The sequence below is a fragment of the Streptomyces sp. NPDC026589 genome, from assembly GCF_040638385.1.
GTDB lineage: Bacteria > Actinomycetota > Actinomycetes > Streptomycetales > Streptomycetaceae > Streptomyces.
In genome coordinates this window covers 1-20934 of record NZ_JBEZYG010000005.1, presented here as the reverse complement: position 1 = coordinate 20934, position 20934 = coordinate 1, and the positions used below count along the sequence as shown (strand labels likewise).

The 20934-nt window shown below is 71.6% G+C and carries 19 protein-coding genes and 4 pseudogenes; 11 read left to right on the top strand and 12 right to left on the bottom strand.

What is annotated here, in order from left to right:
- Positions 1–283 precede the first annotated feature (283 nt).
- A complete protein-coding gene (locus AB0F29_RS10215; protein ID WP_361869619.1) occupies positions 284–664 on the bottom strand; it encodes a metalloregulator ArsR/SmtB family transcription factor in 381 nt (126 codons plus the stop codon).
- Positions 665–767: 103 nt separating this feature from the next.
- Here AB0F29_RS10215 and AB0F29_RS10210 point away from each other — a divergent pair, with 103 nt between their 5' ends.
- Positions 768–2168 (top strand): NAD(P)-binding domain-containing protein, encoded by a 1401-nt coding sequence (locus AB0F29_RS10210; RefSeq protein ID WP_361869616.1) that lies wholly within the window; start codon positions 768–770, stop codon positions 2166–2168.
- Positions 2165–2296: pseudogene (locus AB0F29_RS10205) on the top strand (MFS transporter); the annotation flags it as partial. The gene AB0F29_RS10210 and the pseudogene AB0F29_RS10205, both read left to right, overlap by 4 nt.
- Here AB0F29_RS10205 and AB0F29_RS10200 read toward each other — a convergent pair.
- The 5 genes and pseudogenes from AB0F29_RS10200 to AB0F29_RS10180 all read right to left on the bottom strand — a co-directional run bounded on the left by AB0F29_RS10200 (position 2284) and on the right by AB0F29_RS10180 (position 5201).
- Positions 2284–2541 carry a hypothetical protein gene (locus AB0F29_RS10200; RefSeq protein ID WP_361869614.1) on the bottom strand — a complete coding sequence of 86 codons (258 nt, stop codon included), beginning with the start codon at positions 2539–2541 and terminating at the stop codon, positions 2284–2286. The pseudogene AB0F29_RS10205 and the gene AB0F29_RS10200 overlap by 13 nt on opposite strands.
- Positions 2516–3046: pseudogene (locus tag AB0F29_RS10195) on the bottom strand (FAD-dependent oxidoreductase). The gene AB0F29_RS10200 and the pseudogene AB0F29_RS10195 overlap by 26 nt, the downstream one beginning before the upstream one ends.
- 66 nt (positions 3047–3112) lie before the next feature.
- A pseudogene (arsB, locus tag AB0F29_RS10190) lies at positions 3113–4201 on the bottom strand (ACR3 family arsenite efflux transporter).
- The gene (locus AB0F29_RS10185) at positions 4198–4506 is read right to left on the bottom strand and encodes a metalloregulator ArsR/SmtB family transcription factor (protein WP_361869612.1); all 309 of its coding nucleotides are present in this window, start codon (positions 4504–4506) and stop codon (positions 4198–4200) included. The pseudogene arsB and the gene AB0F29_RS10185 overlap by 4 nt, the downstream one beginning before the upstream one ends.
- A gap of 398 nt (positions 4507–4904) precedes the next feature.
- Positions 4905–5201: pseudogene (locus tag AB0F29_RS10180) on the bottom strand (winged helix-turn-helix domain-containing protein).
- 515 nt (positions 5202–5716) lie between these two features.
- Between AB0F29_RS10180 and dhaK the strand changes: the two are divergent.
- The 4 genes from dhaK (at position 5717) to AB0F29_RS10160 (ending at position 8411) form a co-directional block, all read left to right on the top strand.
- Positions 5717–6709, top strand: a complete 993-nt coding sequence (gene dhaK, locus AB0F29_RS10175) for a dihydroxyacetone kinase subunit DhaK (protein WP_361869609.1) — start codon at positions 5717–5719, stop codon at positions 6707–6709.
- 111 nt (positions 6710–6820) lie between these two features.
- The gene (gene dhaL, locus AB0F29_RS10170; RefSeq protein ID WP_361869607.1) at positions 6821–7432 is read left to right on the top strand and encodes a dihydroxyacetone kinase subunit DhaL; all 612 of its coding nucleotides are present in this window, start codon (positions 6821–6823) and stop codon (positions 7430–7432) included.
- On the top strand, positions 7429–7839 hold the full coding sequence (locus AB0F29_RS10165; protein WP_361869604.1) for a PTS fructose transporter subunit IIA: 411 nt from the start codon (positions 7429–7431) through the stop codon (positions 7837–7839). The genes dhaL and AB0F29_RS10165 overlap by 4 nt, the downstream gene beginning before the upstream one ends.
- Before the next feature lie 68 nt (positions 7840–7907).
- Positions 7908–8411 (top strand): NUDIX domain-containing protein, encoded by a 504-nt coding sequence (locus AB0F29_RS10160; protein ID WP_361869601.1) that lies wholly within the window; start codon positions 7908–7910, stop codon positions 8409–8411.
- Here the strand turns inward: AB0F29_RS10160 and AB0F29_RS10155 are convergent.
- The 6 genes from AB0F29_RS10155 to AB0F29_RS10130 form a co-directional block, all read right to left on the bottom strand.
- Entirely contained in the window at positions 8375–10183 is a 1809-nt protein-coding gene (locus tag AB0F29_RS10155) for an ABC-F family ATP-binding cassette domain-containing protein (protein WP_361869599.1), read from the bottom strand. The genes AB0F29_RS10160 and AB0F29_RS10155 overlap by 37 nt on opposite strands.
- Positions 10184–10613: 430 nt before the next feature.
- Entirely contained in the window at positions 10614–11654 is a 1041-nt protein-coding gene (locus tag AB0F29_RS10150) for an NAD(P)-dependent alcohol dehydrogenase (protein WP_361869597.1), read from the bottom strand.
- 69 nt (positions 11655–11723) lie between these two features.
- The gene (locus tag AB0F29_RS10145) at positions 11724–12524 is read right to left on the bottom strand and encodes an SDR family NAD(P)-dependent oxidoreductase (protein WP_361869594.1); all 801 of its coding nucleotides are present in this window, start codon (positions 12522–12524) and stop codon (positions 11724–11726) included.
- The gene (locus tag AB0F29_RS10140) at positions 12521–13237 is read right to left on the bottom strand and encodes a TetR family transcriptional regulator (protein ID WP_361869592.1); all 717 of its coding nucleotides are present in this window, start codon (positions 13235–13237) and stop codon (positions 12521–12523) included. Before AB0F29_RS10140 ends, AB0F29_RS10145 begins: the two co-directional genes overlap by 4 nt.
- A 123-nt stretch (positions 13238–13360) precedes the next feature.
- Positions 13361–14638, bottom strand: a complete 1278-nt coding sequence (locus tag AB0F29_RS10135) for a PP2C family protein-serine/threonine phosphatase (protein WP_361869589.1) — start codon at positions 14636–14638, stop codon at positions 13361–13363.
- Between the two features lie 252 nt (positions 14639–14890).
- Positions 14891–15652, bottom strand: a complete 762-nt coding sequence (locus tag AB0F29_RS10130) for a GNAT family N-acetyltransferase (RefSeq protein WP_361869587.1) — start codon at positions 15650–15652, stop codon at positions 14891–14893.
- A gap of 629 nt (positions 15653–16281) precedes the next feature.
- Here AB0F29_RS10130 and AB0F29_RS10125 point away from each other — a divergent pair.
- The 5 genes from AB0F29_RS10125 (at position 16282) to AB0F29_RS10105 (ending at position 20839) form a co-directional block, all read left to right on the top strand.
- The gene (locus tag AB0F29_RS10125; RefSeq protein ID WP_361869585.1) at positions 16282–17163 is read left to right on the top strand and encodes an RNA polymerase sigma factor SigF; all 882 of its coding nucleotides are present in this window, start codon (positions 16282–16284) and stop codon (positions 17161–17163) included.
- Between the two features lie 163 nt (positions 17164–17326).
- Entirely contained in the window at positions 17327–18235 is a 909-nt protein-coding gene (locus AB0F29_RS10120; protein WP_361869582.1) for a TetR/AcrR family transcriptional regulator, read from the top strand.
- Positions 18236–18327: 92 nt separating this feature from the next.
- Positions 18328–19221: a 3-keto-5-aminohexanoate cleavage protein gene (locus AB0F29_RS10115; RefSeq protein WP_361869579.1), complete on the top strand. Its 894-nt coding sequence runs from the start codon at positions 18328–18330 to the stop codon at positions 19219–19221.
- Between the two features lie 80 nt (positions 19222–19301).
- A complete protein-coding gene (locus AB0F29_RS10110) occupies positions 19302–20309 on the top strand; it encodes a 3-hydroxyacyl-CoA dehydrogenase NAD-binding domain-containing protein (protein WP_361869577.1) in 1008 nt (335 codons plus the stop codon).
- Positions 20306–20839, top strand: a complete 534-nt coding sequence (locus AB0F29_RS10105) for a thioesterase family protein (protein WP_361869575.1) — start codon at positions 20306–20308, stop codon at positions 20837–20839. Before AB0F29_RS10110 ends, AB0F29_RS10105 begins: the two co-directional genes overlap by 4 nt.
- Positions 20840–20934: the final 95 nt, after the last annotated feature.

Sequence of the window (20934 nt, the reverse complement as noted above, 5' to 3'; positions counted from 1 at the left end):
TGACCTTTCGGAGACGCACTCGGCAGCAATGTCGGCCGCGCACCGGACCCTCGGTAGATGCCGTTCGGACCCCGGGCAACGCCCCCTCTCTCCGGATCACGAGCCACTCATGCGCCTGCCAAGCCCGTCAAGCCCTGCCCACCGGTCACGGGGTTCACACCAAGCACTCCAAGCTTCGGGCGCCACAGGCTTCACTCCCTTCCTCCCGGGGCCGCAGCCGACCTCGGCGGAGCGGAAATACTCTGCGCCATGGCGCGGGCGGCAGCCCCGACCCGACCGGAGTTCAGCTGCCGGTGGCGGTCGGGCGCAGGTCGAGCATGGCGGACATGGCGGCCACGACGGAGGGTGCGACCCGGTAGTAGACCCAAGTACCTCGCCGCTCCGAGGTCAAGAGCCCGGCTTCCCGAAGCTTCTTCAGATGGTGGGAGACGGTCGGCTGAGAGACGCCGACATCCATGATGTCGCACACGCACGCTTCTCCTGCCGGGTGCGAGGCGACCTTGGAGAACAGCCGCAGCCGAACCGGGTCGGAAAGGGCCTTGAACATCGCTGCCATCCGCTTCGCGTCCGGCACGGACAGCTCCCCGGCGGTGATGGGCGGGCAGCACGGCACAACCCCTTCCGGGGCCGGGACGGGCAGCTCGGCAACCTCGTACTTCGACATATATCTATGTTGACACTCATCGATACCGGTGACAAGCTCTAGACATAGACAGTAATCGAAACAGCGGCCGAATCTGCCGCCTCTCCCGGAGGACATCACCGCTATGACCACAACCGCCGCGGACCTGCCGGTCGTCGTGATCGGAGCGGGCCCGGCCGGGCTCGCCGCCGCCGCCCACCTCACCCAGCGCGGCCTTTCGCCGCTCGTCCTGGAATCCGGACCGGCCGCCGCCAGCGCCGTCAGGGAGTGGGCGCACGTACGCCTCTTCTCCACCTGGGGTGAGCTCGTCGACCCGGCCGCCGAGAAGCTGCTGGCCCCCACCGGCTGGACGCACCCCGAGCCGTCGGCCTACCCCTCCGGGGGAGAGTGGGCCGAGCAGTACCTGCAGCCACTCGCCGACGTCCTGGGCGACCGCGTCCGCCTCGGCGCCCGTGTCACCGGCGTCTCCCGCGTCGGCCGCGACCGGATCGTGGACGCGGACCGCGACCAGCAGCCGTTCGTCGTACACGTCACCTACGCCGACGGCCGCGAGGAGCGGACCTTCGCCCACGCCGTCATCGACGCCTCCGGCACCTGGACCACCCCCAGCCCGGCCGGCGCCTCCGGCCTGCCGGCCCTGGGAGAGAAGGCCGCCACCGACCGGATCACCTACCGCCTCCCCGACTTCAAGGACCCGGCCGAGCGCGCCCGGTACGCGGGCCGTCGCACCGCTGTCATCGGCGCCGGCGCCTCCGCGTTCACCGCTCTCGCCTACCTCGCCGACCTCGCCAAGTCCGACGACGGCACGGGCACGACGGGGGTGTGGATCCTGCGCCGGGGGATTTCCGGAACCACCTTCGGCGGCGGCAGCGCCGACCAGCTGCCCGCCCGCGGGGCTCTCGGGCTCGCAGCGAAGGCCGCTGTCGACGAGGGGTACGCGCACGCGGTCACCGGCTTCCGCACCGAAGCGATCGAGCGCGACCCCGACGGACGCCTTGTCCTGGTGGGCGAGGACGGGCGCCGCCTGGACCCGGTCGACGAAGTCATCGTGCTGACCGGCCTCCGTCCCGACCTCAGCTTCCTCGACGAACTCCGTCTCGGCCTGGACGAACGCCTCCAGGCCCCGACCGAACTGGCCCCGCTGATCGACCCCAACCAGCACTCCTGTGGCACCGTCTACCCGCACGGGCACCGCGAGCTGTCCCACCCGGAACCGGGGATCTACCTGGTCGGCATGAAGTCCTACGGCCGCGCCCCGACCTTCCTCGCCATGACCGGCTACGAACAGGTCCGCTCCGTGGCCGCCGCCCTCGCCGGCGACCTGGAAGCGGCCGACCGCGTCGAACTCACCCTCCCCGAAACGGGTGTTTGCGGCGGGGCAGGCCTCTTCGACGACCCGGCCCCCAGCGACGCCGGAGGCTCCTGCGCGACGCCGAAACCCGCCCTGGTCCAGCTCGGTACAGGTGCGCCGACCGCTGCCGAGGCCGTGGGCGACGCACCAGCGCGGGGTTGCTGCGGCCCGTGACCGACCTCGACGTCCCTGAGCGCGGGGCCGTGACCGGAACTGGCGTCCGGCCACGGCCCCGCGCCGCGCTGCCCGCGTTGTGCGTCACGCAGATCACCAGCTGGGGCGTCGTCTCCTACGCGTTCCCCGAGTGCGAGGCCCAAGGCAGCTCGCCCCCGTACGTCGATACCCCCGGGGAGCCTGCCCGCCAGATGCCGCGGCGCGTTTCCGGTTCGTCGACGGCCAGGCCGACCAGACGTCCGACGGTCAGGCAGGCGGTGTCCGTGTCGAGCGCGGTGCCGCGCAGGAGGTCCCCGAGGACTGCAGCGGCAACGTCCCGACGGTTCGGATCGCGGTCGGTCAACGCGTCAAGCGCCGCGATCAAGTCCTTCACGCCGCCACCTCGGACCCTCGGCCAGGATGCCGTTCTCGAAGCGTGCACCGGCGCGGACCAGGGGGACCAGGTGGGCTCCGGTGATCGCGCGGCACCACGCTTGGGCGGACTCGACCAGTTTGAACACCATCGCGAGCGCGGCCGTCGGGCTGCCAGCGCCTCAGGTGACCTTGGTGCGGAGCTTGACCGTGGAGAAGGTCAACGCGATGGAGTTGGTGGTCCGCAGGTGGATCCAGCGCTCGGCCGGGAAGTCGTAGAACGCGAGCAGTTCGTCCCGGTCCTCGGTGATCTTCGCGACGGCCTTGGGGAACTTGGCGCCGAAGGTCTTCGCGAACGCGGCTGGAGAGAACAGGCGGAGCGAGTCCCACGTGTGCTGCCAGGCGCCCCCGGGCGTCGCCTGAGCGTCCAGAACCACGAACTCCAGGCCACGGCGGCGCAGATGATAGCCAGCAGCGAGTCCGGCCTGGCCGCCGCCGATGACGACCACATCCACGTGCCATTTCATTGCGGATATCCCTTTCCGACGCGGCTTCACCGCTAAATGAAGTGGGGCGGGCTGTAGCACACCGCTCTACTTCGTCTGCACGTCCGTGAACTTCTTGCGCCAAGCCAGCGAGACGTAAACCAGTGCGACCAGCACCGGGACTTCGATGAGCGGGCCGACGACTCCGGATAGGGCTTGGCCGGAGGTGACGCCGAAGGTGGCGATGGCGACCGCGATGGCCAGCTCGAAGTTGTTGCCGGCGGCTGTGAAGGCGAGCGTCGTCGTACGGTCGTAGTTCAGGCCGATGGCCTTGCCAAGGAAGAACGTACCGAACCACATCACCGCGAAGTACGCGAGAAGCGGGAGTGCGATCCGGACAACGTCCAGCGGCTGCGAAGTGATGGTGGTGCCCTGGAGAGCGAAGAGAATGACGATCGTGAACAGCAGGCCGTAGAGGGCCTAAGGACCGATCTTCGGCAGGAACTTCGCCTCGTAGGACTCGCGGCCCACCCTCCTCTCGCCGATGCGCCGGGTCAGGAAGCCGGCGACCAGCGGGACTCCGAGGAAGATGACGACGTTCAGCGCGATCTTCCACATGGAGATGTCGAGGCTCTCGCCGTCACCGAGTCCGAGCCAGCCGGGCAGCAGATCGAGGTAGAACCAGCCCAGGACGCCGAAGGCGATGGCCTGGAAGACGGAGTTCAGCGCCACCAGGACGGCTGCGGCTTCACGGTCGCCGCAGGCCAGGTCGTTCCAGATGATGACCATGGCGATGCAGCGGGCCAGGCCGACGATGATGAGGCCGGTGCGGTACTCGGGCAGATCCGGCAGGAAGATCCAGGCCAACGCGAACATGAGCGCCGGACCGAGGACCCAGTTGACGACCAGCGAGGAGATCATCAGCCTGCGGTCGCCGGTCACGGTGTCGAGGCTGTCGTAGCGAACCTTGGCGAGGACCGGATACATCATGATCAGCAGGCCCACGGCGATCGGCAGCGAGATGCCGCCGATCTCGACCTGGGCGAGCGCGCCGTTCAGCCCGGGAATCAGTCGGCCCAGCCCCAGTCCAAGGCACATGGCCAGGAGAATCCAGGCGGCAAGGAAGCGGTCGAGCGTCGACAGCTTTGCGACGACCGACAGCTCCTCGGCGCTCGCGGGCGCTTGAGTGCGGGTCACGGACAGGCCCTCTTGTTCTCGGTGGTGGTAAGGGCGGACTCGGCCAGGCCGGCGAACTGACCCGCGAGCTGAGCGATGGCGTCCGGGCGGAGCTTGCAGTAGGTGAAGCGGCCGCAGGGCTCGGTCTCCACAACACCAGCCTCGCGCAGCACTCTCACATGGTTGGAGAGATTGGTCTGCCGGGCACCGGTCTCTTCGACGAGGTGGGTGGTGCACAGGATCTCGCGGGCGAGCTGAGTCACGATCTGCAGGCGCAGGGGGTCACTCAGCCCCCGCATCAGTTCGATGTCGACTGACGTCATCACAGACTGACACTGTCACATCAGTGGCCGCTGACACCATTGGGCGCTGAAGTCATTCGTGCCTGATCTCATCGCAAGAGTCATCATCGGATCCGGCCCCGCAAGCCACACGGCCGCTCCCTACGACGCTCGCGCGCAGCCGAAGCCCGTATTGTTCAGCAGCTCCATCTTCGTTGGCGGCTCACTGACCACGACGACGAAGGCGAGAACAACCCCGGTTCCCTAGACGGTGTCGACGTTCCGTCCTGGTGGAGTACATGCGGGCCCAGGCCGAGAAGATTGCCGCCGGGATGACCGAGACATCGTTCTGCCGACTCAGCGGAGAGCGGCGCAGCCGCAGCCCTTGAAGCAAGGTCCCCATGCCGCGGTCGAGCTGTCAAGCGACCTCGCGCGTGGCGGCCTCAGCGACTGGCCGACCTCGTCCTCGCAGACGGTCCAGGCTCCGCGGGCCGCCGCCGTGCTTTTACCTGCAGCCATACCTCCTTCTTCCACAACTCCACTGCTTCGTCGTCACGTTCGATCGCTCTGCGGGTCGGCTGCTGCCAGGATCAGCCTTGACGCTTCAGCAGCCGCCATGCCCCCTCCACTGTGTAGCTGACGTGGAACAACCGCCCGATCAACGTCTTCACCCGCGCCGGCGTCCACCGCTGAAAATCCTTTTGCAAGCGCGTTCGAGGCGAACTGATGCGGGAAGCCATGTACCCGGTACGCCCTCCGTCGGCGCGCGCATAGCAGCAAGCAGAACCTGCGTGTCCCGTCGTAGCGGTCGTGCCGCAGGCGCCGCAGGGGCGGCCTCTTCATTCGCCACGCCCCCGAGTGAGTCACCCGCGCAAGAGCTTCTCCGCGCCGAGTCCAGCCACCACTCGGGGGACTTGGACTCAGATCTTGACGAACCCCCACCTCCACCCAAATCCATAGCGACGACCTCAAGCTCCGACGTTTGAGTCCGGGACTGCGCAGACGCCTTTGCGGTGGCACCGCACACGCCCCGTTGGCATCATCACGTTGGAGCAGCAAGCAGCCACCCGTCAAGATCAAAAGCGCCGCGCCAACAAGGTGACGACCAGTCAGGAAGCTCAGCAGGCAGTCAGCATCAGTACCGCCACAGGGCGCGGCAAGCCGCCACGGACCGCCAAGATCCGCAAGCGACCAAACCCTTGCTGACCTGGAAAAACGCAGGTCACGAAGCCCTCACGCTACTCAGGAGACAACCATGAACATGCTCATCAACGTTCCCGAGACCGTGGTCGCCGATGCCCTGCGGGGCATCGCGGCCGCACATCCCGAGCTGACCGTCGATGTGGAGAACCGGGTCGTCATGCGGCGGGACGCACCCGTGGCGGGAAAGGTGGGCCTCGTCTCCGGGGGCGGTTCGGGGCACGAGCCGCTGCATGCCGGGTTCGTCGGACCCGGCATGCTGTCGGCCGCCTGTCCCGGGGAGGTCTTCACCTCCCCCGTGCCCGACCAGATGCTGCGGGCGGCGGCAGCCGTCGACAGCGGGGCGGGGGTGCTGTTCGTCGTCAAGAACTACACCGGCGACGTGCTCAACTTCGAGATGGCCGCCGAGCTCGCCGACGACGAGGGAATCCAGGTCGCCCAGGTGGTGGTGGACGACGACGTGGCCGTGAGCGACAGTACGTTCACCGCCGGGCGGCGCGGTACGGGAGCGACGCTGTTCGTCGAGAAGATCGCCGGAGCCCTGGCGGACGAGGGCGCTCCGCTGGACCGGGTGGCCGCCGTCGCGCGGCGGGTGAACGGGGCCTCGCGCAGCTTCGGGGTGGCGCTGGGCGCCGTCACCACTCCGGCCAAGGGCAGCCCCACCTTCGATCTGCCCACCGGGGAGCTGGAGTTGGGCATCGGCATCCATGGGGAGCCGGGGCGTGAGCGGCGGCCGATGATGACGTCCGGCGAGATCGCCGACTTCGCCGTGAACGCGGTACTGGAGGATCTGCGCCCCACCGGACCGGTGCTGGCGCTGGTGAACGGCATGGGGGCGACTCCGCTGCTGGAGCTGTACGGGTTCAACGCCGAGGTCCATCGGGTCCTGTCCGAGCGGGGTGTCCCGGTGGCTCGTACGCTCGTGGGGAACTACGTGACCTCGCTCGACATGGCAGGCTGTTCGGTGACGCTGTGCCAGGTCGACGAGGAGCTGCTGCGACTGTGGGACGCGCCCGTGCGGACGGCCGCGCTCCGCTGGGGCCGCTGAGCGCCGACGGAATCCCGTGACCGTGGGCGACCCCGGTGCGGGGTTGGCCGTACAGCCCGTGCCACCGCCGGGACGATCCGTTCCGGGTGGGACCGAGGAACAGGAGATCATGTGCTCGACACCGACTTCTTCCGCCGCTGGATGACCGCTGTCGCGGCGTCCGTGGAGCGTGGGGCGGACCATCTGACCGAGCTGGACTCGGCGATCGGGGACGCCGATCACGGCAGCAATCTCCAGCGCGGCTTCACGGCGGTGACGGCGGTGCTGGAGAAGGATGCCCCCGCCACTCCCGGTGCTGTGCTCACCCTGGCCGGACGGCAGCTCATCTCCACCGTCGGCGGGGCGTCCGGCCCGCTGTACGGGACCCTGCTGCGCCGTACGGGCAAGGCGCTCGGGGACGACGACGAGGTGACGCGGGACCAGCTGGCCCGGGCGTTCGCGGCCGGGGTCGCCGCGGTGGGACAGCTGGGCGGCGCCCAGGCCGGGGACAAGACGATGCTCGACGCGCTGCTGCCCGCGGCGGAGGCCCTCGCCACCTCGTTCGACGGCGCCGCGAACGCGGCTCGTGCGGGCGCCGAGGCGACGGTGCCGTTGCAGGCGCGCAAGGGCCGGGCCAGCTATCTCGGCGAGCGCAGTATCGGGCATCAGGACCCGGGCGCGACCTCCTCGGCGCTGCTGGTCGAGGCCCTGGCGGCGACGGCGGCGGACGGAGTGGGCGCGTGAGCGGCGAGCGGCAGGTGGGCATCGTTCTGGTCTCCCACAGCGGTGCCGTCGCCGAGTCGGTCGCCGAGCTGGCCCAGGGGCTCGCCGCCGGCGGGGTGACCGCGCCGGTCGCCCCGGCGGGCGGGCTGCCCGGCGGTGGGCTGGGGACGAGCGCGGAGCTGATCGGCCGGGCCGCCGCCTCGGTGGACCGGGGGGCGGGTGTCGCGGTCCTGGTGGACCTGGGAAGTGCGGTGCTCACGGTGAAGGCCATGCTCGCCGAGGGCGACGAGCTGCCCGAGGGCACGCGGCTCGTGGACGCGCCGTTCGTGGAGGGCGCCGTGGCGGCCGTGGTGACCGCCTCGGCGGGTGGCGACCTCGCGGCGGTGGAGGCCGCGGCCTCGGAGGCGTACGGCTACCGCAAGACGTAGCGCTTTCCTCCGGGTCGGGCGCCGGGCCCGCGTGGCGCCCCGCACCGCGCCGCAGCAGACTTGACGACATGTCGACAAGCAGGCGCAGTGCGGGGCTTCTCCTCTTCCGGTTCACGGAGGGCGCGGGCGAGCGGGATGTCGAGGTGCTGATCGGGCACATGGGCGGGCCGTTCTGGGCGGGGCGGGAGGCGGCCGCCTGGTCGGTACCGAAGGGCGAGTACGGACCGGAGGAGGACGCGGAGGCCGCCGCCCGCCGGGAGTTCGTGGAGGAGCTGGGCGTGCCGGTCCCGCCGGGCGAGTGGATCGCGCTGGGCGAGTCACGGCAGCGCAGCGGCAAGACGGTGACCGCCTGGGCCCTGGAGGCGGAGCTGGACGTGGCGTCCGTCGTGCCCGGGACGTTCACGATGGAGTGGCCGCGCGGGTCCGGCGTGCGGCAGGAGTTCCCGGAGATGGACCGGTTCGCCTGGTGCACGCCGGAGCAGGCCGCCGAGCGGCTGGTCGTCGGCCAGCGGGTGTTCGTGGACCGGCTGCGCGCTCAGGTGCGCGGGGCGACCGCCTCCCCCGACGCGTAGGCCGGTGCCGCGCCCGCCGGGCGGCCTGCCCGCAGTTCCAGTACGTCGCCGGTGAAGCGGGCCCGGAAACTGCGGTCGTGCGAGACGACGACGACCGCGCCCCGGTACTGGTCGAGGGCCTGTTCCAGCTCCTCCACCAGGCTCAGCGCGATGTGGTTCGTCGGCTCGTCCAGGACCAGGAGATCGGCCGGCCTGGTCACCAGCCGGGCCAGGGCCAGCCTGCGTTGCTGGCCGACGGAGAGGGATGCGACGGGCACATCGAGGTCCTCGGGGCGGAACAGGCCGAGGGCCAGGAGTTCGTCGGCGTACTCGTCGGGGAAGCCGGGGCGGCCCGCCGCGAAGGTGGCGAGCAGACTGCGCCGGGTCGGGCGCGCGGGCAGTTCCTGCGGGAGGTAACCGATGCGGGCCCGGCGGGTGACCGTGCCCGCGTCGGGGGTCAGGTCACCCGCGAGGACCCGCAGCAGGGTGGTCTTCCCGGCCCCGTTCTCACCGGTCACCAGGAGGCGGGCCCCCGATGCCACGCGCAGGGAGGGGAGACGGAGGCGGTTCCCGACGGAGACGGCGTCCAGCTCCACGAGGGGCCTCGCGTGGTCCGCGGTGCCGGTCACGGTGCTGGTTCCGTCGCGGCCCGTCGTGCCGGTCCCGGTAGCGGTCCTCGCACGGTCCGCGGTGCTGGTCACGTCGGCGGTTCCGTCGCGGTCCGCCGGGCCGGTCACGTCGGCGACGGTCGGGCGGCCGGTGAAGGCGAGTGGGTGGGGCGGGGGCGGCACGGGAGACCGGCGCAGCGCGTCCAGCCGGGTCCGGGCGGCCCTGACCTGGCCGGAGAGCTTCGCCTCGTGCGAGCGGCGGTGCTTGCCGAAGCCCTGTTTCGGGTCTCCTCCGCCGGCCGCGAGCCGCGCTCCGGCCGCTGCGACGAGCTCCTCGGTGCGGGCCAGGTCCGTCAGGTACTCCTCGTGCTCCTGGGCCCAGCGGCGGCGGGCGGCGGCCTTGGCGGTGCGGTAACCGTCCCAGCCGTCTCCGTACCGGGTGACCGTGCGCAGGTCCCGGTCGACCTCCAGAATCACCGAGGTGACGCGCTCCAGGAAAGCCCGGTCGTGGGTGATCGCCACGACGGTGCCCGGGTGGGCGCGCAGGTGGTCCTCCAGCCAGCCGACGGCGCGGGCGTCGAGGTGGTTGGTCGGCTCGTCGAGCAGCAGCAGGTCGGGGGCGGCTGCCAGGACGCAGGCGAGGGCGAGCCGGGACTGTTCGCCGCCGGAGAGCGTGGCGAGAGCGCGGTCGCGGGTGAGGTGGGCGAGGCCGAGGCCGTGCAGAGCCGCTTCGGTACGGGCGTCCGCCCGGTAGCCGTCGCGGTCCTCGTAGGCGGTGAGGAGGTCTCCGTAGGCGGCGAGCTCCGCGTCGGTGGGCCCCGGGTCGCCGGGCTTCCGCTCCGAGAGGCCGGCCTCCGCCTCGCGGATACGGTGTTCGAGGTCGCGCAGTTCGGCGAGGGCCGCGTCGACGGCGTCCTGCACGGTGTCGGCCGGGTCGAGGTCGAGGGTCTGGGCGAGATAGCCGGTGCCGCCGGGGAAGCGGACGGTGATCTCACCGGTGTCCGGTTCTTCCACTCCGGCCAGCAGCCGGAGCAGCGTGGACTTTCCGGAGCCGTTCTCGCCGATGACGGCGGTTTTCTCACCGGGCCGGACGGCGAGGGTCACCTGGTCGAGTACGGAGCGGTCCCCGTACGCCTTGGAGACGTCCTTGATGGCCAGTTGAGCGCGGTCGCGCTGGGGGTGCATGGGTGCCTTTTCCCTGGGTGACGGCCCGCGAAGGCGCGCGCGGAGGCGCGGCGGCGGGGCGTGGATGCCGGACGGCGGAGGGGACGGCGGCGGGCGCGCGCGGTGACGTCGACGTCACCGGGGCGTCTCAGAGGGACGCGCGGTGCGGCGCGCTGCGGCCGTCCGGGCCGGGAATCAGCGGAAGAAGTAGTAGCTGTACGAACCCATGTCGGCCATTCTAACGGCGGCCGGCCTCCCGGCGCCGGGAATTTCTCGCCGGCCCGGACGGCGGCCGCCGGCCGCCGCCGGGGCGGACGGGCGGACGTTCGACGCCGCGGAGACCGGGAGGTTCGGCCGACGCGCGGGGATGCAGGCGCCCGCCGGGGTGCCGGAGGGCATCAGGCAGCTGCCCGGGGGCCGGAGGGGCCCGGCCTCCCGGGTGCCGGAGGGCTCAGCCGCCCGGGAGGATGACGGCCCGGCCGTTGATCCTGCCGTCGTGGAGGCGCTCGTAGGCGAGCGGCGCCTCGTCGAGGGAGTACGTCTCCACATGGACGTCGACCGCTCCGGCGTGGGCCAGGTCGAGGACCTCGGCGAACTCCTTGCGCGAGCCCCAGTAGGGCGCGCTGACGTTGGCGCCGTACGGAAGCGTGCCGAAGCCGACCGGGAGCGCGCCGCCGCCGATGCCGACGATGGTGACGTCGCCGTCGACGCGGGCGACGGCGCCCGCGGTCGCCACGGTGGGCGGCGCTCCGACGAAGTCGAGGACCACGTGGGCGCCGAGTCCGTCGGTCAGTTCCATGACGCGGGCGGCCGCCTTCTCGTCGGAGAGGACGGCTTCGTGCGCGCCGACGGTCCTGGCCAGGGCGAGCTTGTCCTCGGTGACGTCGAGGGCGATCACCCGGGCGGCCGTCATGGCGCGCAGCAGCTGGATCGCGACGTGGCCGAGGCCGCCGGTGCCGATGACGACGGCGGTGGAGCCGGGCACCAGCTTCGCCCGGGAGCGCACGATCGCGTGGTACGGGGTCAGTCCGGCGTCCGTGAGGGGCACGGTCTTCACCGGGTCGAGGTCACCGATCGCGATCAGGTGGCGGGGGTCGTCGACGATCATGTACTCGGCCATCGCGCCGGGTGCGCCGAGGCCGGGCGGCATGATGCCGAGCTCCTTGGCGCGCAGGCAGTAGTTCTCCCTGCCTTCGGCGCAGTTCACACAGGTGCCGCAGCCCCAGGGTCCGTAGACCGCGACGGAGTCGCCGAGGGCGAAGCCGTCGACGCCGTCACCGAGGGCGGCGACCGTGCCGACGCCCTCGTGCCCCAGGGTCAGGGGCAGCGGGAAGGGGAGCTGGTCGGCGGGCCAGCTCATCACGGCGATGTCGGAGTGGCAGACACCGGCGGCGGTGACCTTCAGCAGGACCTGGCCGGGGCCGGGCTCGGGGTCCGGAACGGTGACCACCTCGGGGGCGGCGCCGACGGCTCGGTACTGGACGGCTTTCATGAGGTCTCCTCGCTTCTCTCTTGACTCTCTTTGTCGCCCCCGTGTCTCCCGCGCGCCACTCGGGCTCCGTCACGGGGCGGAGTAGCCGCCGTCCACCAGGTGGTAGCTGCCGTGGATGAAGGAGGCCTTGTCGGAGAGCAGGAAGGCCGCGAGTTCGGCGACCTCCTCGGCGGTGCCGAGCCGTCCCGCCGGGTGCAGGGAGATCAGGTGCTCGCGGGCCTCCGGGACGGTGTTCCGCAGGAGCGGGGTGTCGATGAAGCCGGGGCCGACCGCGTTGATCCGGACGTTCTGTCCGGCGTATTCGAGCGCGGCGGTCTTGGTGAGACCGACGACGCCGTGCTTGGCCGCGACGTAGGCGGGCGACCCGGCGAAGCCGTTGGTGCCGAGGATGGAGGACATGTTGACGATCGCGCCGCCGCCCGCCGCGACGATGGCGGGCAGTTCGTAGCGCATCGAGAGGAAGACGCCGCTGAGGTTGGTGGCGACGACGCGGTTCCAGTCCTCGACCGGGTACGCGCCGGTGGGGCTGCTGGGGCCCGCGATGCCGGCGTTGTTGACGGCCAGGTGGAGGGCGCCGAAGGTGTCCACCGCGAACCGTACGCCCGCTTCGACGGAGGCCGGGTCGGTGACGTCCATCGCGACGGCGGCGGCCCTGGCCCCGGTGCTCTCCAGGTCGGCCGCGGCTTTGCGCGCGTTCTCCTCGTCGTAGTCGGCGACGACGACCGCCGCGCCGTCGGCGGCGAGCCGCCGGGCCAGGGCGAGGCCGATGCCGGAGGCGCCGCCGGTGATGAGGGCGGTGCGGCCCGCGAACTCGGTGCGGGCTTCGGCCTTCGCCTCGGCCGCGGGGGTGGAGCTGTGCTCGGTGCTCATGGTGTTGCCTCGGTTCCTTCTGCTGCTTCGGTGGTGCTGGTGGTGCCGGAGTGCTGTCCCGGGGCACCCCGGTGCTGTTCCGGAGCTGGGCTCGGCTCGCCGAGCAGGTCGGCGGAGAGCGCGTCGAACGCCTCGGCGACCAGTCCGGGCAGAGCGTCCGGCCGGCCTCCGCGCACCCAGGCGGCCTGGGCGGCGAGCAGCGCGCCCGCTCCCGCGGCGACGGCCACGGCGGGCCGGATGTCCTGCCGGGGATCGACACCGAGCCGGTCCGCGACGATGGCGACCGAGTCCTCCTGGGCGTCCACCCGGATGTGGTGGAAGACGGCGTAGAGGGTCGGCTCCTCCTCGGCGACGACCAGCAGGTCGAAGATCCGGGGGCGGCGGTGCCAGGGCTCCGACGCGGGATCGGCGAGCCAGTCGAGGACGGCCCGCCGGTAGGCGAGGAGCGGGGGTTCAGGGGCCGGGCGGGCTCGCAGGGCCGCGTTGATGCGGTCGCCGTCGCCCCGCAGGGAGTCGAGGGCGGCGGCCTCCTTGCTCGGGAAATACCTGCTGAACGTACGACGGTCGACGTCCGCGGCTTCCGCGATCTCCTCGACCGTCACGTTCCGCAGCCCCCGGTCGAGCACCAGCTCGAACGCGGCCTGCGCCAGGGTGTCGCGGGTGCGGCGCGCCTTGCGGCCGCGCCGATCCGGGATCTTCCGTTCCGGAGTCATACATGCACCGTACACCTGAAAATGTCCCCACGCGACATTCGTCTCATGGGGACATCGGGGACGCCTGCCGCGCGGTCTCGCGGCGCTCATCAGGGATGCCTGTCGCAGTCCTGCGGCGCGCGTTCAGACCGCGGCGGTCCGCCGCTGGGCCTCGCCCGCTTCGGCGGGATCGCCCAGGGCCCCGGCACCGGAACCGGCGTCGCCGGGGATGGCGTCGCCGGGGATCGCGGCGCCCGGAACCGCGGGCCGCCGCCCGTCGTCGGCAGAGGTGCGCAGCAGGGCGAGCGCGGCGACGTCGTCGCGCCGGACGCCTCCGGAGAACTCCCCCAGATCGACGTGGAGCGCGTCGAGAAGTTCGCGCGGCCCATGCCCGGCCCAGGCCCTGATCCGCTCGTCCAGCGGGTAGAAGGCGCCGTCGATGTCGCGGGCCTCGGTCACCCCGTCGGTGACGACGAGGAGTGTCGCGCCCGGCGGGAAGTCGAAGGACTCGGTCGTACGGGTCTCCTGGCTGAGTCCGGCGAGGCCGAGGGGGACGTACGTCCGGTGGAGCGTGACGGCCGAGGACCGGCCGTCGTGCAGCAGGCGTGGCGGCAGGTGCCCGCAGTTCACGGCCTCCACCCGGCCGCCCTCGTCGAACCCGAGGACGAGCGCGGTCACAAAGCGTTCGGCCTCACCCGTCTGGGCGGAGAACACGTTGTGCCGGACGACGGCGGCCTCCAGCGCCTCCACCACTCCCGTGAGCGTGGGCTCGCGGATGGCCGCCTCACGGAAGGCGGCGATGGCCGCGAAGCCGGCGCCGATGGCCGCGAGCCCCTTGCCCTGGACGTCTCCGATGATCACGCGGGTCCCGTAGGGCGACTCGACGACCTCGTAGATGTCTCCGCCGACGAAGCGGTCCTCCTCGATCGGCTCGTAGAGCCCGTGCGCGACGACGTGGTCGGTACCGACCGGCAGCGGCCGCAGGATCTGGCGCTGCAGGGTGACGGCGGCGGACCGCAGCCGCGCCATCTCGGTGGCGTGCCGGATGCGCGCCGCGCAGGCGGCGACCCCGAGCGCACAGGCCAGTACGGCGAATCCGATGCCGAAGACGAAGTCCCAGAAGGTGCCGTCCGCCCCGACCCGGAACCCGACGACGACGGTGGTGATCCACACCGCGATCCAGATGGTCTGGCGGAGGCTGCAGTAGACGGAGGCCAGTGCGGGGACGACCACGAGCAGCGGCACGACCCGCAGGTCGTTGCCTGTGCTGACGTCGAGGAACACGACGAGTACGGTCAGCAGCGCGAGACCGCCGACCAGTGCCCAGTTGCCGATCCGGCTCTGGGACACCGCCCCGACGCCCGCGTCCGCTCCGGGCGCGGTACCACCCAGGGGCCGTACGCCGCTCCGCTTCTGTGCCATGTCCAGCAACCTCATGGGCACGGCCTGTCCTCCCTCTGATCTCTCGGTGCCGCCCGCGGTTCCGGTCGGTCCCTTCCAGTTGACCGGGTGGCGGGCGCCCGCGCAGGAGGGCTTAGGGCCTCGAGCGGCTGCCGAAGGTCCCGCCCGGGACTTCCGGCCCGGGGCCCTGGTCCCGTACCGGGGGTGCCTGAGGTCCCGGCCCCGGTCCCGTCGTACGGGTACCTGGTACAGGTACGGGGTTACCTGTACCAGTCAGCGCAGTGAGGGCCTGCGGCTCCCGTCGGCGGACGGGAGCGTGGCGGGGACGAGCGCGGAGATGAACTCCGTACGCCGGCGAAGCCGGAACCCGAGGGACTCGTAGAGCCGGACGGCCCCGATGTTGGAGGCGGAGGCATGCAGGAACGGCGTCTCGCCGCGCTCCCGGATCCCGTGCGCGACCGCCAGGACCAGTCGGCTCGCCAGCCCCTGCCCCCGTACGGACTCGTCCGTGCAGACACCGCTGATCTCCGTGAAGCCGGTCGGGTGCAGCCGCTCCCCCGCCATCGCCACCAGCGCGCCGCCCCGACGGATGCCCAAATACGGGCCCAGCTCGACCGTGCGTGTCAGGAAGGGGCCGGGGCGGGTGCGCGCCACCAGGTCCAGCATCTCCGGCACGTCCCGGGGGCCCAGCGGGACCGCCTCGGGATCGGGAGCGGCGTCCACCGACGCGTCGACCAGCTGGACCCCCTCGGCCCGGAAGACGATCTCCCAGTCCTGCGGCGGTGGCTCCTGGAACGCGGCCAGGGTGACGGAGCCGCCCGGCCCGGCGAGCGCCGCGACATCGGCCCAGTCCCGGGCGTCCGGGGCGTCGGGGAGCGCGATCCAGGGAGTGACGTCGGCCGGATAGCGCAGGACCCCCCCGCGGCTCTCGGCGAAGTGGGCGTGCGGGCCGGTCAGGGAGGACCGGGCGGGGTTGTCCAGGGGGTGGAGCCTGGAAGGATCATCGGTCCGGGGCCGGGTGCTGTTCTGGGTCATGGCCTTCCTCGTTCGTTCCGTTCATCGCACGGTTCTCGGCAGCGGGCGCCCGGGGTCGGGAGCGCGTACCCGCCAGGCAGAAGAAGCCGGTGGGTACGGCAAGTATTCCGTCAGGCGGATCTGTTCACGGCGTCGCCATCATCGGGGCGCGGGCTGTCCGCCCCGCGCCATGCCCGCGCCACCGGCGCCGACGACCCTGCGACACTCCGATGCCCCGGCGCACGCCCGAACCGGCGAGCGGCGAAATCGACTCATCCGTAGGCCGATACGCGCCGGTCCGGTCCCAACGACCCCCCGGCTGTGGCACTCTGGTGGCGACCGCCCCACCGGGCTCCCCCGTACCGGTGGGGCGGTTGTTTGCGCATTCATTGCCCGCGCCGTTCACGTGCGCCCTCTACCTGCGCCCTTCGGCTCGCGGCTTTCGACCCGCATCTCGCGGTCCGTACCACTCGGCTCGCTTCCCCAGTCTCATGCCTCTCGGATGACCGTGCCTCAGAGCCGAACTGCACCTGTTTCAAGCCAACTCACCCCGGTTGGCCGGATCAACTCCCTCTTCGACGCATGAGAGCCGTACCTCTGGGAAGGCGAACAGACCTCAGGGCCTACGAACCAGGGAGCGTGAAGCCGACATGACCGCGCAGACCGCACAGACCGCGCAGACGGCCGGTACGGAGCAGGCGGGCGCCGCCGAGGAACTTCCGTGGATCGAGGATGCCGGGAAGGTCGCCCCGATGGACGCGCGCCGGCTCTCGCGCCTCTTCTTCGACCGCCTCCAGACGCTGGAGGAGGGCACGCACGAGTACCAGTACGCGCGCAACACCCTTATCGAGATGAACCTTTCCCTCGTCCGTTTCGCCGCCAACCGCTTCCGCAACCGGGGCAACGGCGACATGGAGGACATCGTCCAGGTCGGCACCATCGGGCTGATCAAGGCGATCGACCGCTTCGACCTCTCGCGGGAAGTCGAGTTCACCTCGTTCGCGGTGCCGTACATCGTCGGGGAGATCAAGCGGTTCTTCCGTGACACGAGCTGGGCTGTGCACGTGCCGCGGCGCCTCCAGGAACTGCGGGTCGACCTCGCCAAGGCGAAGGAGTCCCTGGCGGGCGACCTCGACCGGGACCCCACCGTGCGGGAGCTGGCAAAGGACCTGGGGATCGAGGAGTCCGAGGTCACGGAGGGGATCGTCGCTTCCAACGGCTATACGGCGGGCTCCCTGGACATGCCGACCGACACCGGTGAGGCCGGGCCCCGTCAGACCGCCGGGCGGACCTTCGCCGATGTGCTGGGCGAGCCGGACCCCGCCATGGAGACCGTGGAGAACCTCCACGCCCTCGCGCCCCTGCTGGACGAACTGGACGATCGGGAGCGCCGGATCATCGACATGCGCTTCGGCCAGGAGATGACCCAGGCGCAGATCGGCACGGAGCTCGGGATATCGCAGATGCACGTGTCCCGGCTGCTGAGCCGGATGCTGGGCAAGCTGCGGTGCGGGATGCTCGTCCAGGAGTGATCATCGCGAGCCACCCCGCCGGGCGTTGGCCTGTCGGACAGCGGGTGAGCAGGTGTTGCGGTTCTGACTGACGCATCAGTCAGAACCGCAACACCGCGCCATTTCAGGGATTACATCCCGCTGATGTTGAGGTTTTCTCAACACGGGGCTACGGTGGCTGACCATGCAGCAGGACGAGGTGGCCGCACGGGTCCGGCAGGTGATCGACGCGACGGGTGTCAGCGCGCGCGAGTTCGCGCGGCGGATCGTCATCGATCCGTCGAAGTTGTCCCGTTCCCTGAACGGGACACGGCGCTTCACCGCCGCCGAACTGGCCCGGATCGCGGACATCGGCGGCGTGGACGTCGGTCGGCTGATCGGTACGACGACCGGTGCCGGCGACGATGCGACGGCCGGTGCGGCGGTCGGCAGCGCGACGTCGACGCCGTCGACCGTGCGCGCCCCGTCGCCCCCTCGCGCGCCGTCGCCCTCGCCGGAGGGCGGCAGACCCCTGCAGATCGTGCGGGAGACCGTCCGGCTCATCGCCGAACGCGGATTCCACGCCGTCCGGGTCGCCGACATCGCCGCGGCCTGCCACACCAGCACGGCGGCGATCCACTACCACTTCCCCGGCCGTGACGAACTGCTCGAGGCGGCGGTCCGCTGGTGCATGGACGAGGACACCCGTCGCCGTGCCGACGCCACGGCCGGCACCCGTCACGCCGGGGACGAGCTGCGCCTGCTGATCGAGCTCCAGACGCCCCGCACCGAACAGCAACGGCGGCAGTGGTGCGTCTGGCTCGACCTGTGGGCCGAGGCCGCCCGGTCCACCACGGTCGGACGGCTCCACGTGGAGTACTACCGCCAGTGGCGGGGCACGGTCGCCGACGTGATCCGTCGCGGCGTCGAACAAGGCGTGTTCCGTCCGGTCGACGCGGACAGCACGGCGCTCGCCCTCACCGCTCTGATCGACGGACTGGCCTCCCAGGTCCTGGCCACCGAGCCCGGCCTCCCCGGCACCGGCGCAGGGACCATGCACGACGTGCTCATCGCCCACGTGGACGCCTGCCTGACGGCGCCCGTGTCCGGCTGACGCCCGCACCCGCCCGTACACCCCCTGTACCCCCAACCCCTGAACGCGAACTCCCCGAACTCCCCGAACTCCCCGAGAGGAGACGTTCCCGCATGCCCGTGAACCAGGACGTCATCATCACCTGCGCGCTCACCGGAGCCGGCGACACCGTCGGCCGCAGCCCCCATGTCCCGGTGACGCCCGAGCAGATCGCCGCCTCCGCCGTCGAGGCAGCCGGGGCCGGGGCCGCCGTAGTACACATCCATGTCCGCGAGCCGGAGACCGGCGCGCCCTCCCGCGATCCGCGGCTCTACCGCGAGGTCGTCGAGCGGATCCGGGAGACCGGCACCGATGTGGTCATCAACCTGACCGCCGGCATGGGCGGAGACCTCGTCATCGACCCGGAGGCCCCGCTCCGTCAGCTGCCGGGCACCGACCTGGTCAGCGGTCTCGAACGGCTGCCGCACGTGGAGGAGCTGCTGCCGGACATCTGCACCCTCGACTGCGGTTCGCTCAACTTCGGCGACGGCAGCAACCTCTACGTCTCGACCCCCGACATGCTGCGCACCGGCGCGAAGCGCATCCAGGAGCTCGGGGTCCGCCCCGAGCTGGAGATCTTCGACACCGGGCAGCTGTGGTTCGCCAAGCAGCTCCTCGCCGAGGGGTTGCTCGACGACCCCACGGTCTTCCAGCTCTGCATGGGCATTCCGTGGGGCGCGCCCGCCGACCCGGGCGTCCTCCAGGCGATGGTCAACATGCTTCCGCCGGGCGCCCAGTGGGCGAGCTTCGCGCTCGGCCGGATGCAGATGCCCTGGGCCGCCCAGTCGATCCTGCTCGGCGGACACGTCCGGGTCGGCCTGGAGGACAACCTCTATCTGGGCCGGGGCGTCAAGGCCACCAACGGTCAGTTGGTGGAGCACGCCGTGCGGATCACCGAATCCCTGGGCTCCCGGGTCGCCACGCCCGACGAGGCACGCGCGAAGCTCGGCCTGCGCCCGCGCGCCTGACCCCGCACGCCTCCCTCACCCCTCGTTCGTCCTCCGCCTCCGCCGCCCCCTCCCCCCACCGTCTTTCTGGAGTGTCGCCCATGACTGTCACCCCCTCCGCCGCCGCGACCGACGGCCCCGCCTCCGCCTGCGCCCCGGAGGACGTACGCCGTGTGGCGTGTGTCGGGGCCGGGGTGATCGGCGGAGGCTGGGCGGCCCACTTCCTCGCCCGCGGCTACGACGTCACCGCCTGGGACCCGGCCCCCGACGCGGCCGTCCGGCTGCGCCGGCTCATCGCCGCGGCCTGGCCCGCGCTGGAGCAGCTCGGACTGGCCCCCGGAGCGTCGCAGGACCGGCTGACCGTCACCGCGACGCTCGAAGAGGCTGTGGCCGAAGCCCAGTTCGTCCAGGAGAGCGCCCCCGAGAAGCTGGACCTCAAGCGCGATCTGCTGGCCCGGCTGGACGCCGCCGCGCCCGCCGGCACGGTGATCGCCTCGTCGACCTCCGGCTACCCGATGACGGACATGCAGACGGAGGCCGCCGACCCCGGGCGGCTCGTCGTCGGGCACCCCTTCAACCCGCCCTACCTCATACCGCTGGTCGAGGTCGTCGGCGGTGAACGGACCGCGCCCGCCGCGGTCGACTGGGCCTCGCGCTTCTACACCGTCGCGGGCAAGTCCGTGATCACCATGGAGCGCGAGGTGCCCGGCTTCATAGCCAACCGGCTCCAGGAGGCCCTCTGGCGCGAAGCCCTGCACATGGTCGCCAACGGCGAGGCCACGGTGGCGGAGATCGACGCGTCGATCACCGAGGGCCCAGGGCTCCGCTGGGCCGTCATGGGACCGATGCTGACCTTCGCGCTCGCGGGCGGCGAGGGCGGGATGGCCCATATGCTCGACCACTTCGGCCCGTCGCTCAAGTCGCCCTGGACCAGGCTCGAAGCACCGGAACTGGACCGGGCGCTGTACGAGGCGGTGGTGGCCGGCTGCGAGGAGGCGGCGGACGGCCGGAGCATCGCCGATCTGGTCGCCGAGCGGGACCGGGGCGTCATCGACGTCCTGCGGGCCACGGGCCGGCTGCCCCGGTCCGCCGAGGAGGTCGCCCGATGAGCGAGCACCCGACCCCCGAGGAGACGACCTTGGCCGACGACGCCACGGAACTCCCCCTGTTCCACCGGACCGTGCGACCCGAGTGGATCGACTACAACGGCCACATGAGCGAGGCGTTCTACGTCCTCGTCTTCGGGTACGCCACCGACGCGATGATGATCGAGACCGGTCTGCACGCCGGGTACCGGGAGAGCACCGGCTGCTCGCTCTACACCGTCGAGTCGCATCTGCGCTATCTCCGCGACGTGGCCGAGGGCGCCCACCTCGCTGTCCGCACCCGCCTGTTGGGCGTGGACGCGAAGAAGGCGCGCTTCAGCCACGAGCTTTACGTGGTCGGCGCGCCGGACGGCGTACCGGAGCCGGAGGCCGCCCAGGTGGCGACGAGCGAGCTGCTGGCGCTCCACGTGGACCAGCGGGCGGGCCGCACCGTCCCGTTCCCGGATTCCGTACGGGAGCGGCTGGCCGCGCTCGTCGAGCCGACGCCCGCGTGGGCGGGCCGCTCGATCGCCGAGGTCCCGGCGGCCCGCTGAGCCGTCGACGCCCGCCGCCCCGGCACATGGGTGGGCGTCGCCTCCGCGGGACGGGTCCGCGGCTGGCGGGGCGGCGCGCTCTGCGGCGCCGCGGC